Genomic DNA, 17,729 nt, shown 5'->3' on the forward strand with positions numbered 1-17,729 from the left:
CTTTGAGTCAATCTGCAAATGTAATTGAAATGAAAGATATCGTGAAAACATTTGGAGAAGTTGTAGCGAGCAACCATGTCAATTTTGAAGTGAAAAAAGGTGAGATTCATGCGCTGCTCGGTGAAAATGGTGCTGGCAAAAGTACGATTATGAGTATGCTTAGCGGCATTTATCGTGCAGATAGCGGCGACATTTATATTAACGGTAAGCTTAGCAGAATTCGGTCTCCAAAAGAATCAATGGAACTAGGGATTGGGATGGTTCATCAAAACTTTAGACTTGTTGATACATTAACAGCGGTTGAAAATATCATTTTAGGAGAAAAAAGCAATAAGTGGCGTGGCTCTTCTTGGATGAAGAAAAAGATAGAGGAGATAGAAGAACTTGCCGATAAGTATGGGCTTACATTTCCAACCAAAGTCCCTATATGGCAATTATCTGTCGGGGAGCAGCAACGTGTTGAAATTGTAAAAACGTTATATCGCGGTGCGGAAATCATTATTTTTGATGAACCGACATCTGTTTTAACTCCTGGAGAAGTTGAACAATTATTTTTAACGATGCAGGAATTAAAGCGAAACGGTAAAACAATGATTATTACTACCCATAAATTGAAAGAAGTTATGACAATAGCAGATCAGATTTCTGTTATGAGAAAGGGAACAATGATTGCTCAAATGTCGAAGGAGGAGGCAACGATTCAATCACTTGCAAACTTAATGGTAGGCCAAAACATGGCAGACGAGGGCTTTTCCATTAAAGTGATTGAAAAAGGCAAACCAATCCTAGATGTACAAAACCTAGTAGTTCGAACAAAACTGAGAATTAATGCAATTGATCGTATAAACTTTTCCGTACATGAATATGAGATTGTTGGAGTAGCTGGTGTAGCGGGTAATGGACAAAAAGAACTTGCTGAAGTGTTAACAGGATTAATGCAATTGTACTCTGGTCAAATTGTTTTTAATAACGAAAAATTAACAGCTCCTTCTGTACAACAATTAATTGATAAAGGAATTGCACATATACCGGAAAATCGTATGAAAAGTGGACTCGCAGGAAGCTTAGGAATAATTGATAATCTGATGATGAAAACCTACAGATCAAATGCTCGTGCAAAGTTTGGTCTTATGAAAAAGAAAGAGAATATGGAATGGGCAGCAAACCTAATAAAAAAATTTGATGTTCGTACACCTGATATGGTTAGTCCTGTTGCCCAGCTTTCAGGTGGGAATCAGCAAAAGTTATTATTCGCACGAGAGATTGATATAAATCCTAAACTAATGATTGCGGTACATCCAACGCAAGGGCTAGATGTTGGTGCTGCAAAAGCAGTCCATGAAATGCTCGTCCAATTACGAGATTCAGGCAGTGGTGTTCTATTAATTTCTGAAGACTTAGAAGAAGTTATGCAATTATCAGATAAAATTCTTGTGTTATATAATGGGAAGATTAATGGAGTAATTGACCGGGGACAAGCTAATCGCGAAGTTATCGGTCAATTGATGGCCGGATTAAACTATAAGGAAGGAGCATTCTATGAGCCAGAAATCGTCGTTTGAACCGCTGCCTGTTGAGCTGAAACAAGACAACAAGAAACTTGGAAATGTTCCATTTCGATTAGAATATGATGCTCACAAAAAAGGCGGAAGCTGGTGGGTACCGATTATTTCAATCATTGTTGCACTTATGATATGTGCAGTCTTTATCCTTTTTAATGGAATGAACCCAATTACTGTGTATGGCAAAATGCTTGCCGGAGCATTCGGGTCTAGCTTTGGCATTAGTGAAACGATTGTTAAAGCAATCCCACTTTTATTATGCGGGCTTGGAGTGGCGATAGCATATAAAATTGCTATTTGGAATATTGGGGCAGAAGGACAATTTATTTTAGGAGCAATCGGTGCAACTGCAGTTACGATTTTCTTACCTAATCTACCGGGAGCACTTTACATTCCAGTTATGATGGTTGTCGGATTTGCTGCAGGAGCAATTTGGGGATTATGCACAGCAATTCCTCGAACATATTTTCAAGTAAATGAATTAATCTCATCTTTAATGTTAAATTATATCGCTCTTTTACTTTTAGACTATTTAGTTTACGGACCATGGAGAGACCCACAAGGTTTTAATTTTCCTGGAACTCAGGAATTTACACCATATCAACTGCTTGCGAGTTTAGGTGGAACACGGTTGCATTTTGGACTTATTTTCGCATTGGCAGCTGTCATACTATTTGCCTTTTTCCTCGCAAAAACTCGTTGGGGGTATGAGTTAAGGCTGCTTGGTGCTAATCCTGTTGCAGCAAAAAATGCAGGAATAAACATTACGAAGCATATTCTCATCGTTATGATGATTAGTGGGGGATTAGCCGGCTTTGCAGGTGCGATAGAAGTATCAGGTGTGGCGGGACGTTTGATGTATGGAATATCCCCGGGCTATGGCTATACAGCGATTATCGTAGCATGGCTGGCTAAACTAAATCCATGGGGGATGATTATTACTTCTGTTTTTATAGGTTCCTTAATAGTTGGAGGGTATAGTGTACAAACAATTGGGTTGCCATCTTCTTTTTCTAACATGCTACAAGGTGCAATTTTATTTTGCTTAATCGGCGGGGAAATGTTAAGTAAATTTAAATTGAAAAAGGTAGATTAGGAGATTAAAAGTCAGAATTATCAGAAAATATAAGGGGTGATTCGATGGAAATAATCCCACTAATTATCGCAGCTGCAATTTCTGGAGGAACATCATTACTATTTGCGGTTTTAGGCGGCATTTTAAATGAAAAAGCAGGAGTAATTAATTTAGGAACAGAAGGCATTATGTTAATCGGTGCAGTAATGTCAGCGATAGTTTTTATTCAAACAAATAATTTATTTATTACCTTGGCTGTTGTGTTAATTGCTACAGGATTTCTTGGTTTGCTTCATGCATTTCTTTGCATTACATTGCGTGCTAATCAAACAGTAAGTGGATTAGCCATTACGTTATTTGGAACGGGATTAAGTGCTTATCTAGGGAAATCGGTTGCGGGAGTCCCAATTCCTGTTTCTATTCCAAAAGTTGAATTGGACTGGCTGGATGCAATTCCTATTATAGGACAAATCTTCTCCGGACTAGATATTTTTATATGGCTTAGTATTGCATTATCTATCATTCTATACGTTTACATGTATAAAACGGCATGGGGTCTCCATTTAAAAGCTGTTGGTGATAATCCATCAACTTCTGATGCCATGGGAATTTCTGTTGCTGCATATCGATACTTTCATGTAATAGCAGGATCTATGCTAATGGGTGTTGCCGGATTTTATCTTATTATGGTGTATTCACCGAACTGGATTGAAGGAATGACGTCCGGAAGAGGATGGATTGCAATTGCTTTGATCATATTTGCCCGCTGGAATCCTATCTATGCACTTTTTGGTGCGTATTTCTTCGGAGGATTGGATTCGCTTGGGTTCCGCATGCAAATTTATGAATTTAATATACCATCTTATTTTTTAAAGATGATTCCATACGCTGCTACTATTTTTATTCTTATGTTCATTGGTTGGAAAAATAGAAATAAACCTTCTGTTGAACCAAAATCCCTAGGAAATCCGTACTTCCGTGAACAACGACTTTAATAATCTTTTAGACTCGTAAATCACAAAGGGAGGTGACGGTCGGTTTATAAGTATTAAATATAAAAAAGATATGATGAGTTAGGAGGAAAATAATTTGAAGAACTTTATATTTGCAGCATTATTTTCAATGTTAATCCTTGTATTAGGAGCTTGTTCTCAGGCAACTGAAGAACCTCAAGAAGAACCTGTCGAAGCTGAAGCGGATACAACTAATGGAACTGAACAAACTGAAACAGCAGAAGAAAAAGTACCTAGAGTTGCATTTGTTTATATTGGAGTTCCTGCTGATGGTGGTTGGACAATGACACATGACGAAGGTAGACAATTGGTAGATGAAACATTTGGAATTACTTCAACTACTGTCGAAAATATTCCTGAAGGACCTGATGCAGAACGAGTTATTGAAGAACTTGCTCAAAATCATGATATTATTTTTACAACGAGTTATGGTTATATGAATCCAACCATTAATGTAGCTAAAAAGTATCCAGATGTTATTTTCATGCATGCAACAGGCTACAAAACAGCAGATAATGTTGCTACTTATCAAGTGAAGGGCTTTGAATCAGGTTATTTATCCGGAATTGCTGCAGGTTCATTAACTGAAAATGGTAAAATTGGTTATGTTGGTGCATTTCCAATTCCTGAAGTCATTTTTACAATTAACGCATTTACATTAGCTGCACAAAGTGTAAATCCTAATACTGAAGTATCTGTTATTTGGAGTAATACTTGGTTCGACCCAACCGTTGAAAGACAGGCAGCTATTAGCTTACTAGACCAAGGTGTTGATGTATTGGCAAACTATCAAGATTCTCCAGCAGGAATTCAAGCAGCAGCGGAACGTGGTGTTTGGGGTATGGGGAATGATGCTGATATGAGTGAATATGCTCCAGATACGTATATTACAAATCCAATTATTCACTGGGGACCTTATTATGTCGATGTCGTTCAAAGCTGGATTGATGGTACCTGGGAATCCCATTCTTACTTAGGTGGTATAAAAGAGGGGTTAGCTGATATAGCACCATTTGGTAAAAATGTACCACAAGAAGTACAAGATTTAGTTAACGAGAAAAAACAAGAAATTCTTGATGGAAACTTAGAGGTGTTTACTGGTCCAATTTACGACAATACTGGTGAATTACGTGTTGCTGAAGGGGAAGTGATGACAATTGAAGAAATTTTAGCAATGGATTGGTTTGTTCAAGGGGTCAATGGAATAATTCCTAAATAAAAAAACAATCACAATTATTAAAAAAACTATCCTAAATGTAGAGGGCACTGAAAAACTTACGTTTTTTAGTTGTGTAAATGAAATTCAATACAAAAAAGGCAAATCGCCGTCTTATTTGGACGATAATTTGCCTTTTTCTTCCTCTCTTTTTTACTCTTTTTCGCTCAGAAGTTTTAGTATTCGCTTGAGGTTGACTACAAATATCGCTGTAGCTCCTTGAATCTCCATACCAAATAGACCTGATGATGATGCTGTATCATACCCATGTCTATGTTTGAGTTCACTATTTTTCGCTTCAACTTTATAGCGAGATTTTGCTTTTCTTTTAAATTCATCGGTTTCTTGGAATACTTCCTGGTCTTTGTGTTCCATTGATTTGATTGTCGTAGAATAAGTCTTACTTTTCGCTCCTTCTTTAAAACAACCTTCACGGTAAGGACAAACTTTACATTTTTCAATATCAAAATAATAAGTTTGTCTTTGATTTTTTCCTACGTTTTTCTTATTTGTTCGTGCTTTCCGTATTGCCATATGACCAGCTTTACAAACATACATCCCTGCATCTTTATTAAATTCAAATTCTTCTTCTTTCGTTCGAGTGCCTTGTGTAATTTGCGGGTTTAATTTTGATACTAATTCAAAATTATTTTCCTTTGCATAGCGAATGTTATCTTTTTCAGAATAAGCTGTGTCTCCAATGACTGTCTCCACTTTCATCCCTGTTTCTTGGCTTTTTTCAATTAACTCTTGTAGGTATTTTCCATCACTTTTTTCTCCTGTTGTCACAATAGCAGCTGTAATAATTCGTTCATCACTCATCGCAATATGCGTTTTGTAGCCAAAGAAAGAAGAGTCGGCAGTTTTGTGTCCAACACGTGCATCTGGATCATTGGAATAGCTAAGTTGTTCTGTGTAATCTTCTACTACTTCCTTTAGCACATTTAATTTTTCCTTAACGGCAGGAATCTCAGCTATGTGTGGTTCTGTTTCAATAACAGTAATCACTTGACGACAATAATTCAATTCATCCTTCACTTCGTTAGAAGTAGTTTTCGGTGGGAATTTTGTTTTCATCGATTCATCGATTTGATAGACAGCTTTTCGAACAGTTTTGGATTTTTCTTGTAAAAATTCTTTCGGTGATTTTTGATTATAACGTGCTTTCGTATGTGTGGCATCCACAATGATTGATTTACTTTTGATGAGTTCTTTTTCCAATGCAATCTCAACTGTTTTCCCAATTAGCATATCTAATAAACCCTCATCTGGAAGACGGAGTTTTCGAAATTTTGTTAGAGAACTTGGGTCAATCACAGAATCTTCTGGAGCCATATCGAGGAAATATTTAAACGACATATCATATTTAGAACGTTCTACTACATCTACATCTGATAAATCAAAAATGGATTTAAGCAATAGATATTTGAACATGCGAATGGGTGACACTGCATTGCGACCATTATCAAGACAATATTTTGTTTTCAGTTCTTCGAGGATAAAAGTAAAATCTACAAGTTCATTGATTTTTCGAAGCATATTTTCCTTAGGCACCACAATATCGTATATGGCCATGAATGGGCTAAGATTGAGAGATTCTTGGTTTGAAATCATTGGGTACACCACCTACATTTACTTCATTTAATTATACAGGAAAGGAGTTGCTTTTTTGAACGGAAAAATCTCTTAAAAAAGGAGAACATAGTGGATTGGAGTGGAAGGCAGCGACTCCAGCGGGAACAGCGCGAGCTGAAAGCCCCGCAGGAACGAAGTGACGAGGAGATTGAAGCCGTGCCCGCGGAAAGCGACTGCCTGGAACGGAAATCCACGGCTTCAAATGAAAAAGCGAGTATGAGAACGAATTGATCGTTCTCATACTCGCAACAAAAATCAGAAAGGACTTTTTCAGTGGCCTCTAAATGTAGGGTAGTTTTTTTAATCATCATAAGTATATTTCCTTCTTTAAAGATATTTTTAATCAAGACTTTGGTCTAGGTTGAATACTCCTTATTTGTTCTAAAAATCGTACTTTATGCATAAAATAGTAAAACAAAAACCTATTAAAATAAATGTAATATTTACCAATATATGATAAAATAGCTGTTAATTAAACGATGGATAAATCGTAGTATAGCTACGGTTTTTATATAATTGTTATTGGTTTCCTCTAAATGATTTTGCATATTAAATGTTTTAGTAATGAACAACAAATGTAGAAAGGAGGATATAACATTTGAATAACGACATGGAAAATGATTCGTTATTAATGAAAATAGAAATATTAAAGCATAATCTCCAAAAAATAAGTCTTATAAATAAAATTTTTACTATTCTCATAGTAGTTTTATTTTTAAATATGAATATTTTATCAAATATTTCTTTTTTTAATTTTAATAGTTCAAATTCATTAAGACTTATTCATTATTTAACATTTCTTATTTTTAATATTTTTATTTTTTACTTACTTGATATTCGAAAAATACATGTTACGAAAGAAAATATAAAAAAAGTCGACATATTTGTAAGTGCATATGTCATTTTGTTTATTTCCATAGGCGCTTGCATTTCCTTTGCAAATTACGATATTTATAATCCTCTACTAATCTATACTTTAACCTTATTTGTTTGTAGTTCATTTTTAGTGTTAAAAACGATGCAAGTTACGGTACCAATCTCCATTTCGAGCAGCATCTTATTAATTGGGCTTTATTTGCAAAATGGTATTGATTCGAACTTTAAATTGCAGCTTATTTACCTTTTATCGTTAGCTCCAATCACTTACTTTATTTCACGTTCGTTTTATTATTCTTTTGAGAGATCAATAAAATTTCAGCTCGAATTAATGAAGGAAGCACGTCTTTCACGCAATTTGACCAAAAAGCTTCGAGAAGCAAATCGAAAATTAGAATTGCAAGTTTCCTTAGATCCGTTAACAAATTTATATAATCGAAGAGGCTATAATGAATATTTAAAAGATCTTCAATTACGGGTTAAGGAAAAACCATACAATTTATCAGTGATTATGGTAGATGTTGATTGTTTTAAATTATACAACGATACCTATGGTCATACTCAAGGTGACAGTGTATTAGTGAAAATTGGACAACTATTATATGATATTGCAGATGAATTTAGTTGTTTTTCATCGAGGTGGGGTGGGGAAGAATTTGTATTGCTGTTAGTAAATCAAACAGTTGAGACAACAGAAAATATTTGCAGCAAAATTAGAAAGAAAGTAAACAAACTAAAAATTGATCATTGTTCTTCACATATTAATGAGTTTGTCACAGTAAGCATCGGGGCTTGTACCATGGAAATTACAAATCCTGGTCATATTACCGATTGCATTAATGAAGCAGATGATGCGCTATATTATGTAAAGCATAATGGTAGAAATAGTTATGAGCATCGTTATGGAGTTCATGTTGTTTAATGGGATGTTTCATTTTTAGTTGAGACATCCACTTTTTATTTTTGCTTAATGAGTTTATATAATTAAAATTGGGGGCTTTAATATGAGATACAACATAATAGGTGTATGTAAAATTTTCTATGAAGAAGAAGGCTGGGGCTGGATTTCGATTGAAGGAGAGGCAGATGTTTGGGTGCATTTCAGTAGTATTCAAATGGATGGGTTCAAATTACTTAACAAAGATGAGAAAGTTTTATTTGACCTTGAAGAAAACCCAAATTTAAAAGAACAGTCACGTCGAGCTGTAAATGTAAGAAAATTGTAAAATAAGATTCAGCTAAAAGTACGGTCTAATAAAATCATTTGTGAGGGAAAAAGTGAATAAGAAACTCGAGGTAATCTAAATTGAGAGCGGACTACTTGTAGTCCGCTCTGTTAATTATGCAATAGGGAACCAGCCAGGCGTATTTATAATTGCATTCCATAGTGGATCTGGTACGACCAATTCCTCTTTCTTGTCCTTTTGAAGCTTCGTAACAATTTCGGCTTCTTTTCCTTCCGCAACCTTTTGGACCCAATCAGGATCAATAATGATTTCTCTTCCCAGTGCGACTAACGAAACTCCTGTGTCTAGGGCCTTTTTGGCATCCTCAGCAGTCTGAATCGAACCTACGCCAATAAGGGGAACTCGATTATTAATTGTTTCAAGCAAATAGTCTATACGAGTTTTTGATAAATCGTCTACCCCTCTTCTAGGTGTTGAGAAAAATTGATTCAATGACACATGTAGATAATCTAAACCTTTATCAGTTAATGCGTCCACTAACGCAAATGTATCTGCCATTGTTATTCCCGGCGTTTCTAATTCTTCAGGTGAAAAACGATAGCCGATGATGAAATTCGATTCTGCATGCTCTGCTACTACGTTTTTTATTTTATCTACAATGGCTAAAGGGAAGGTCATTCTTTTTTCTAAACTTCCACCAAAGCGGTCTTCACGGCGGTTAGAGTGGGCTGAAAAGAATTGTTGGATTAAGTAGCCGTTCGCACCGTGAATTTCAACACCATCATAGCCAGCTTCAATTGCACGACGAGTCGCTTCCCCGAAAGCATCAATGATTTCATCAACTTCTGACTCTGATAATGCTCTTGGAGTATTTGTTGAACCTGTAGCTGGTACTTCGCTGGCACTTACGATTTCTCCGTTTGGCACTAGCTCTGGGGGACACATTCTTCCTCCATGGAAAATTTGGAGTACTGCTTTGGCTCCCTGTTCTTTGATGGCATCTGCTAATTGCTTCAAGCTCGGAATCATTTCATCATTGTCTGCACCAAATTCACCATGAAACCCTTTACCATTTGGTGTTATATAAGCGCAAGCAGTAATTACCATGCTAACACCTCTTGAGCGGCGGGCATAATAGTTTACCTCTGCATCTGTTACAGTTCCATTTGGATTTGAAGAATAGTTCGTCATCGGCGCCATCACAATTCGATTTTTCAATTCAATTCCATTTGCAAAAGTATATGGGGATAGTAATTCTTTGTATTTTTGGTTCATCTATTTCTCCTCCTACATTCAATTCCTAGCTAACCAATTAGCTCTATAAACATTAGCTTATCCATTTTTGGTTTATTTTTAAAGCAATCTGTTTTATACCATGAAAATTAGGTTGTTAGACGCATATTAAAACAACTCTAGCTAAAATATAAAAACAAAAAGAATTAATAGCGATTTTTCAAACAAAAAATTTAATTTTGCCTTTATAATAGTGAAGAGGTGATTAGATTGGACAGACATCCTGAGCACGAATATTTAAATTTATTAAAATATACATTGGAAAATGGTATAAAAAAGGAAGACCGAACTGGTACCGGAACTATGAGCGTTTTTGGATATCAAATGCGTTTTGATTTAAGCAAAGGGTTTCCGCTTTTTACAACAAAACGAGTTGCATTCAAATTAATCGCAAGTGAATTGTTGTGGTTTATCAAAGGTGATACAAATATTCGTTATTTGCTCCAAAATAACAATCATATTTGGGACGAATGGGCATTTAAACGCTGGGTAGAATCGGACGAATATAAAGGGCCAGATATGACGGATTTTGGAAGACGCTGTTTAGTTGATGAGAACTTTAATGAACTATATCAAAAGGAACTTAAAGCATTTTGTCAACGTGTTTTAGAAGATGACGTTTTTGCTGAAAAATATGGTGATTTAGGTAACGTTTACGGCAAGCAGTGGCGTAATTGGACAGCAACTAATGGGGAAAGAATTGATCAATTAAGTGATGCCATTAATCAAATTAAAAATAACCCTGATTCTAGAAGAATCATCATAAATGCTTGGAACCCAGAGGATGTTATTAATGCAGGCGGTAAGGACAGCAAGGCAGCACTTCCTCCATGTCATGTAATGTTCCAATTTTATGTAGCAGATGGAAAATTAAGTTGTATGCTTACACAACGCAGTGGAGATCAATTTTTGGGAGTTCCTTATAACGTAAGTTCCTATACATTATTAACACATTTGATAGCTCATGAATGTGGATTAGAAGTTGGTGAATTTGTTCACTCGATTGGTGATGCTCATATTTATTCAAATCATATGGAGCAAGTAAGAGAGCAATTGTCACGTGATCCACGTCCATTCCCAACATTAAAAATCAATCCAGATAAACAATCAATTTTTGAAATCGAGTTGGAAGACTTAACGATTGAAGGCTATGATCCACATCCTGCTATTAAAGCTCCAGTAGCTGTTTAAAATGTACCTGGTACATAAACAATTCTGAATTTAACACATTAACACTCTGTTTTGAGAGAAATCTCTGCAGAGTTTTTTTATTGTCCAAGAATCGTTCGTTATTTTCTTCTGTCTTTGGTCAAAATAGAAACAGACATAAAGAAGGAGGAAATAACATGAAGGCAGTTACTTATCAAGGAATTAAAGATGTTGCCGTAAAAGATGTACCAGATGCACAAATTCAAAAACCGGATGATATTGTAGTACGGATTACCTCTACAGCAATTTGTGGGTCGGATTTGCATATTTATCGCGGCAGTGTGCCGACGACGAAAGGTTTTGTCATTGGGCATGAACCGATGGGAATTGTTGAAGATGTGGGACCAGAAGTGACAAAGGTGAAAAAAGGGGATCGTGTCATTATACCTTTTAATGTATCCTGTGGCGAATGTTATTTTTGTCAGCATGATATGGAAAGCCAATGCGATAACTCGAATGAATTTCCTGAAGTAGATTCAGGAGGGTTTTTTGGTTATACAGAAAGATATGGCAACTACCCTGGTGGTCAAGCAGAACTGTTAAGGGTTCCATATGGTAATTTTGTTCCATTTAAAGTGCCTGAATCCTGTGAATTAGAAGATGAATCCCTTTTATTTATTTCAGATATTTTACCTACCGCTTATTGGAGTGTTGAGAACGCGGGTGTAAAAAAAGGAGATACAGTCGCTGTATTAGGAGCTGGTCCTGTAGGTCTACTCGTTCAAAAATTTGCATGGATGAAAGGAGCGAGTCGAGTTATTGCAGTTGATGCACTAAATTACCGCCTAAATCATTCAAAGAAAACAAATAAAGTTGAAACGTTTAATCTCGATGAATTTGAAGATGTGGGCATGCAAATACGTGAAATTACAAAAGGCGGAGTGGACGTTGTAATTGATTGCGTAGGGATGGACGGAAAGCTAAATATATTAGAAAAAGTGGAACAAAAGTTGAAAATACAAGGTGGAACGTTGAGCGCGATTGAAATTGCTGCAAAGGCTGCCCGTAAATTTGGAACGATTCAACTAACAGGAGTTTATGGTGCCAGATATAATTTGTTTCCATTAGGTAGACTGTTTGAACGAAATTTAACATTAAAAATGGGTCAGGCACCAGTCATTCATTATATGCCAATGCTCTATGACATGATTGTTAATGGGAAAATTGACCCAACGGATATTATTACACATCGTATGTCATTAGAACAGGCGAGCGATGCGTATCGATTATTCCACGATAACGAAGAAAATAGTATAAAGTTTGTCCTAAAACCGTAATTTTTTCATGTACCTGAACTCATTCTCCAAATTTTTGGTTTTTTGAGTGTCAGGTACATTTTCCTTGTTGGGAGATTTTTTTTATGCTATCGTTGTATATATAGATAAAAAATACAAGTTTAACAATATTATACAAATCGCTGAATCCAGAAATGGAGTGGGAGAACCAATTTTTCGGGGTGAATCACGTAAGTGTAGGGCAGTATAGTCCGAATCCGCCAGCTAATCTCGTAAGCGTCACTAGGAACTAGTATTGTATGGTTGTTAGGTTAAATGATGCTACAGATAATGGTCTGTAGTTTTTTATTTTCTAATTTTTTATCTATATTTAAAATCAGACAAGTTGGGAAGGGGTTTTCTTATTGACGATATCAATAGGTTTATTTGGTTTTGGTAAAACAGGTTCAGTCGTTGCAAATGAAATTATTAATGATAAAGATTGTGAATTAAAGTGGGTAATGCGTGAGTCATCAAATAATATCGGAGAGTTTGCAAGCCGATTATTAGGATTTGACCATAAAGAAGGGAAAATTTACAACGTTTATGAAGTTGATTTTAATGAATTTTATAAAGATAATTATGTAGATGTAATTATCGATTTTTCTGCCTCTTGTGCTGTTAATGAATACAAGGAAGCAGTAAAATATGGTAGTAAAATTGTATCGGCAATATCAAACTATGAGGAAGAAAATATTATTCAATTAAAACAATTGTCTCTCCAAACAGCCGTTTTGTATTCTCCTAATATTACCATAGGAATTAATTTCTTAATGGAAGCCTCAAAACTTTTACAAAAAATTGCACCAAATGCTGATATAGAAATAATTGAAGAACATTTTAGAGGGAAAAAAGATGTTTCAGGAACAGCTCTTCGTATTGCAGATGCATTAGGTCTTGATAAAGAGCAGCATGTAAATTCAATTCGTGTTGGTGGAATTATTGGGAAACATGAAGTTGTATTCGGACTTCCTAATCAAACAATAAGAATTGTACATGAATCTCATAATCGGGCAGCTTTTGGACAAGGAGCAATATATGCTGCGAAGTGGATAATGGGCAAAGAAAAAGGCAGCTATAGTATGGAACAGGCTTTGTCTTTAATAATGAGCGGATCGAAAGATAACGAGCTTGAACCTACAGTATTGCTATAAAAAATATATAGAGTTTTAATTTTTAAGTTTACTCAGTAATAAATTATTCATTATTCACAATAAAAACGTAGTATGAAGAGCAGCAAAGAGTTTTTATACTACGTTTTTATTGTGTTTAAATGATTTCACTATCATTCAATTTATTTTAAATAAACTATCTACCCAATTTTCAGTAGATGTAGGATGATTGCTTTCAAATAGATGGTATTTATTCATATTTTGAATGAATTCTAGGTTGACGAAAGGTTTTAGTGATTTCGGGCATGCATTAATGATGATGGACCCTTTCTTTAACGATGAAGTATGTTTTAAAAATTCATTTTTAATTTGGGGAATTTCACTCCACATTTTTAGCCAAATTTTATCTCTCAATTCTCGGTAATAATTATTAAGCGGCTTTTCATGAATATAGTGAAGAGACGTTTGGAAGTTAACAGCATTTATAATATTAATTCGGTAAAGATGATTATCTTCGATTACATGAAAATCTCTTAAACGTTCTATTAGTTTTTCAATATTTTTTTCAATTTTCTTACCCGTCTGTCCTTGCGCAGGTCCTATTGGGATTAATTTTTCTGCATTTGATTCATATTCGTCAATGTGCGGGGATTCCAATATAATAGAAATTGTTTTATTTTTAAAATTGGATTCTATTAAAGAATCATCAAAACTGGAGTTTAATAGGATGTCACTATTTTTAATTGGCGAATAGATGATTACTTCTTCCTCGTTCGCTTCAATAAAAAAACGAGTGACGTTTTGTACTTGTTTATTTTTTTTGAAAAAAGATCGTTTTATAGTGATGGAATGAGCTGATGAATCAATTTGAACGTATTTATTATTGCTATTGACTAATTGCTCATAAACTATATCACTAATTTCAGTATAAATAGGGTATCCTTCTAATTGTATCGATGGTTTTTGCGCGGTAATTGTTGCCATAGTGTCACGTCCTTTACTATTTTTTTGCTTCAATTAAACCTCTAATAGTGCTGAAAAAAGTCTACTAATTATTTATATTAAAAAAAATGTAAAATTATGATTAAAAACGTATAAAATATAAAAGATAATCATAGTAAACAAATTAGGAGAGATATGATGATTTCACTTATTGTTGCACACGACATAAACCACGTTATTGGATATGAAAATAAAATGCCATGGTATTTACCAGGAGAACTACAATATTTCAAACAACAAACAATGGGCAAACCGATGATAATGGGGAGAAAAACATTTGAATCAATTGGCAGGGCACTGCCAGGAAGAAGAAATATAGTCATTACTAGAAATAAAAACTATCATGCGGAAGGAATTGAGGTTGTTTCTAGTTTAGACGAAGCAATACAATTAGCAGGTGTTGTCGAAGAAATTATGATCATCGGTGGCGAACAGATATTTAAACTTGCGTTGGATATTGCCGACAGACTCTATATAACGCTAATCGAGCATGAATTTAAAGGAGATACATTTTTCCCAGCCTATGGAGAAGAATGGAAGCTGGTATCGAAAAGTGAAAAAGTGGAAACAGATGAAGGCTATAGTTTTACATACTGCATATATGAGAGAAACTAGTTATAGATAATTATCGAATTGCTCAAAATGATTTTTCTATAATTACAGAAATTATGACAATAAAACAAAAACATTGTTGAAAGATGCAATCCCTAGGAAAGAAGCTAACCTACCTCTAAGAAAGAGTATTTCAATCACTGCTAATAATATTACAAATCTTTATTTTATGTACTTAATTGTTTAGATACAATTAAGTACTTTTTTTATTTTTTGAAAAATTTTGAAACTTATACAGAAACCATCCGTATATATGCCTATAAGGGTTAAATTGGAAATGGAGGTGAATTTTGTTGATATTTGGCTATCAAATCGAAACGATTTACTTATTCACTTTGATCATTGTGGGATGTATTACTCTTCTTTACCTCTTCTTTTCAGATATGTTAGATGGCGTTTTTGAAGGGATACCATTTATCGACCCTGCTGTTATCCTTTCCTTTATTACAATCGCAGCTGCCGGGGGCTTTTTACTTGAAAAGCTCACACCATTATCAAGCCTTTATATCCTTATACTTACTTGCTTTATTTCAGCAGTCTTAAGTGCATTAATTTATTTCTTTTTACTAGTTCCATTAAAAGCAGCTGAAGTCTCACTAGCATACACGGAGGATTCTTTAGGAGGGCAAGTAGGCAAAGTGATTGTACCAATACCAGCAGATGGTTTTGGAGAAGTAGTCATCGAAACAGTAAATGGCATAATATCAAAACGAGCAACAGGCTTTGATAATGAGGCGATTGATTATGATGAGGAAGTACTTATTATTGAGGCGAAGGATGGAACGGTTTATGTAAAGAAATATGATTCACCATTACAATACAAATTTTAGGGGGAATTTGAATGTCAACAATAATCGTAATTGGGGTTGTTTTATTTATCCTTATCGCAATAGTTGCTGTTTATATTGCGAAATATAAAACAGTTGGTCCAGATGAAGCACTCATTGTAACAGGAAGCGCACTTGGTTCAAAAAATGTTCATAAAGATGAGTCGGGAAATAAAATAAAAATTATTCGTGGTGGGGGGACATTCGTGTTCCCGGTATTCCAACAAGCTGAACCATTAAGCTTATTATCTAGTAAACTAGAAGTAACAACACCAGAAGTTTATACTGAACAAGGCGTTCCTGTAATGGCGGATGGAACTGCAATTATTAAAATTGGCGGCTCTATTTCTGAAATTGCTACAGCAGCAGAGCAATTTTTAGGGAAAAATAAGTCAGAGCTTGAAAATGAAGCAAAAGAAGTATTAGAAGGTCATTTACGCTCCATTTTAGGTTCGATGACAGTAGAAGAGATATATAAAAATCGCGATAAATTTTCACAGGAAGTACAGCGTGTTGCTTCACAGGATTTAGCCAAAATGGGATTAGTCATTGTGTCGTTTACGATTAAGGATGTGCGTGATAAAAATGGCTATCTGGATTCTTTAGGGAAACCTCGAATTGCGCAAGTGAAACGAGATGCAGATATTGCTACAGCAGAGGCTGAAAAAGAAACACGTATTAAACGTGCAGAAGCTGAAAAAGAAGCACAAAAGGCAGAATTGCAGCGTGCAACAGAAATTGCTGAAGCTGAGAAGGAAAATCAATTAAAGGTAGCAGAATTCCGCCGTGAGCAGGATGTAGCAAAAGCGCGTGCAGACCAAGCGTATGAGCTGGAATCAGCAAAAGCGAAACAAGAAGTAACAGAGCAAGAAATGCAAGTAAAAATTATTGAACGTCAAAAACAAATTGAGTTGGAAGAAAAAGAAATTTTGCGTCGTGAGAAACAATACGATTCGGAAGTTAAGAAAAAAGCCGATGCAGATCGTTATGCAATTGAACAAAATGCAGCAGCTGTGAAAATGAAAGAGCTAGCTCAAGCTGATGCAGAAAAATATAGAATCGAAGCTTTAGCAAAGGCAGAAGCAGAAAAAATTCGTTTAGACGGGTTGGCAAAAGCAGATTCTGAACGTGCACAAGGGGAAACAGAAGCTGAAATTATTAGATTAAAAGGTTTAGCTGAAGCAGAAGCGAAACGCAAAATTGCAGAAGCATTTGAACAATTCGGTCAAGCAGCTGTATTGGATATGATTATTCGAATGATGCCTGAGTATGCGAAAGAAGTTGCAAGTCCTTTATCGAACATTGACAAAATTACAGTTGTTGACACAGGAAATGGTGAAGGCGGCGGTGCAAATCGTGTAACTTCCTATGCAACGAACTTAATGGCATCGTTACAGGAAACATTAAAAGCTTCCTCAGGTATTGATGTCAAAGAATTAATTGAAAACTTTTCAGGCAAAAGTACAATTACACAAATTGAAAGTATAACTGAAAAAGAAAAAGAAGAGCATTTGGTATAAAAGTTAGCTTCAAACAACTATGAAAATGTAATTAGTTGTATTTATTACTAGTACTAATAAAATTAACAGATGGATTAAACGACCAAATCGCATAGTGATTTGGTCGTTTTTCAAGCAGTATTTTTAATTGGAATTTATTCTAATAAATAGATATAAAGAATTTTTTTATTTTATTAATAAGTATTGAAAGTTTGAGTATTGAAATGGAGGTTCAGCAAATTGTCGGACAAGCGAAAAACGTGGGATTTCAAGTCGGAATTAGAAGAAACTTTCCGATTTCCCAGGAAAGAGTCCGGGAAATTGTCTTTTGAAAATA

15 protein-coding genes and 1 riboswitch are annotated in these 17,729 nt (G+C 35.1%); of the genes, 12 read left to right on the forward strand and 3 right to left on the reverse strand.

Annotated features, from left to right (window positions below):
* Positions 1-2: 2 nt before the first annotated feature.
* The 4 genes from MKY04_RS09555 (at position 3) to MKY04_RS09570 (ending at position 4,869) form a co-directional block, all read left to right on the forward strand.
* Complete coding sequence (locus MKY04_RS09555; RefSeq protein ID WP_342774126.1) at positions 3-1,562, forward strand: ABC transporter ATP-binding protein; 1,560 nt, start codon at positions 3-5, stop codon at positions 1,560-1,562.
* Entirely contained in the window at positions 1,540-2,658 is a 1,119-nt protein-coding gene (locus MKY04_RS09560) for an ABC transporter permease (protein ID WP_126295816.1), read from the forward strand. Before MKY04_RS09555 ends, MKY04_RS09560 begins: the two co-directional genes overlap by 23 nt.
* A 44-nt stretch (positions 2,659-2,702) precedes the next feature.
* Positions 2,703-3,632: an ABC transporter permease gene (locus MKY04_RS09565; RefSeq protein WP_126295817.1), complete on the forward strand. Its 930-nt coding sequence runs from the start codon at positions 2,703-2,705 to the stop codon at positions 3,630-3,632.
* Positions 3,633-3,726: 94 nt separating this feature from the next.
* Complete coding sequence (locus tag MKY04_RS09570; protein ID WP_346235757.1) at positions 3,727-4,869, forward strand: BMP family ABC transporter substrate-binding protein; 1,143 nt, start codon at positions 3,727-3,729, stop codon at positions 4,867-4,869.
* Between the two features lie 150 nt (positions 4,870-5,019).
* Here MKY04_RS09570 and MKY04_RS09575 read toward each other — a convergent pair whose 3' ends face one another.
* Positions 5,020-6,480, reverse strand: a complete 1,461-nt coding sequence (locus MKY04_RS09575; RefSeq protein WP_346235190.1) for an IS1182 family transposase — start codon at positions 6,478-6,480, stop codon at positions 5,020-5,022.
* A 619-nt stretch (positions 6,481-7,099) separates the two neighbouring features.
* Here MKY04_RS09575 and MKY04_RS09580 point away from each other — a divergent pair.
* Together MKY04_RS09580 and MKY04_RS09585 are read left to right on the forward strand one after the other, a co-directional pair.
* Positions 7,100-8,299 carry a GGDEF domain-containing protein gene (locus MKY04_RS09580; protein WP_346235758.1) on the forward strand — a complete coding sequence of 400 codons (1,200 nt, stop codon included), beginning with the start codon at positions 7,100-7,102 and terminating at the stop codon, positions 8,297-8,299.
* A gap of 82 nt (positions 8,300-8,381) precedes the next feature.
* Entirely contained in the window at positions 8,382-8,603 is a 222-nt protein-coding gene (locus tag MKY04_RS09585) for a cold shock domain-containing protein (protein ID WP_346235759.1), read from the forward strand.
* A gap of 114 nt (positions 8,604-8,717) precedes the next feature.
* Here the strand turns inward: MKY04_RS09585 and MKY04_RS09590 are convergent, their stop codons facing one another.
* Positions 8,718-9,839: an NADH-dependent flavin oxidoreductase gene (locus MKY04_RS09590; protein ID WP_346235760.1), complete on the reverse strand. Its 1,122-nt coding sequence runs from the start codon at positions 9,837-9,839 to the stop codon at positions 8,718-8,720.
* A gap of 228 nt (positions 9,840-10,067) precedes the next feature.
* Between MKY04_RS09590 and MKY04_RS09595 the strand changes: the two genes are divergently transcribed.
* The 3 genes from MKY04_RS09595 (at position 10,068) to MKY04_RS09605 (ending at position 13,494) form a co-directional block, all read left to right on the forward strand.
* Complete coding sequence (locus tag MKY04_RS09595) at positions 10,068-11,048, forward strand: thymidylate synthase (protein WP_346235761.1); 981 nt, start codon at positions 10,068-10,070, stop codon at positions 11,046-11,048.
* 155 nt (positions 11,049-11,203) lie between these two features.
* The gene (locus MKY04_RS09600; RefSeq protein WP_346235762.1) at positions 11,204-12,343 is read left to right on the forward strand and encodes a zinc-dependent alcohol dehydrogenase; all 1,140 of its coding nucleotides are present in this window, start codon (positions 11,204-11,206) and stop codon (positions 12,341-12,343) included.
* A 128-nt stretch (positions 12,344-12,471) separates the two neighbouring features.
* A riboswitch (cyclic di-AMP (ydaO/yuaA leader) is annotated at positions 12,472-12,595 on the forward strand.
* Positions 12,596-12,705: 110 nt separating this feature from the next.
* Positions 12,706-13,494: a 4-hydroxy-tetrahydrodipicolinate reductase gene (locus tag MKY04_RS09605; protein ID WP_346235763.1), complete on the forward strand. Its 789-nt coding sequence runs from the start codon at positions 12,706-12,708 to the stop codon at positions 13,492-13,494.
* A 135-nt stretch (positions 13,495-13,629) separates the two neighbouring features.
* Here the strand turns inward: MKY04_RS09605 and MKY04_RS09610 are convergent, their stop codons facing one another.
* Positions 13,630-14,436, reverse strand: a complete 807-nt coding sequence (locus MKY04_RS09610) for a hypothetical protein (protein WP_346235764.1) — start codon at positions 14,434-14,436, stop codon at positions 13,630-13,632.
* Between the two features lie 156 nt (positions 14,437-14,592).
* Between MKY04_RS09610 and MKY04_RS09615 the strand changes: the two genes are divergently transcribed.
* From MKY04_RS09615 to MKY04_RS09625, 3 genes are all read left to right on the forward strand, one after another.
* On the forward strand, positions 14,593-15,069 hold the full coding sequence (locus tag MKY04_RS09615; RefSeq protein WP_126295918.1) for a dihydrofolate reductase: 477 nt from the start codon (positions 14,593-14,595) through the stop codon (positions 15,067-15,069).
* A gap of 287 nt (positions 15,070-15,356) precedes the next feature.
* A complete protein-coding gene (locus MKY04_RS09620) occupies positions 15,357-15,896 on the forward strand; it encodes a hypothetical protein (RefSeq protein ID WP_346235765.1) in 540 nt (179 codons plus the stop codon).
* An 11-nt stretch (positions 15,897-15,907) separates the two neighbouring features.
* On the forward strand, positions 15,908-17,413 hold the full coding sequence (locus MKY04_RS09625; protein WP_346235766.1) for a flotillin family protein: 1,506 nt from the start codon (positions 15,908-15,910) through the stop codon (positions 17,411-17,413).
* The last annotated feature ends 316 nt before the right edge of the window (positions 17,414-17,729 follow it).

Origin of the sequence: Lysinibacillus telephonicus, from assembly GCF_039654155.1 — a bacterium.
In the GTDB taxonomy this organism is placed as follows: domain Bacteria; phylum Bacillota; class Bacilli; order Bacillales_A; family Planococcaceae; genus Ureibacillus; species Ureibacillus telephonicus.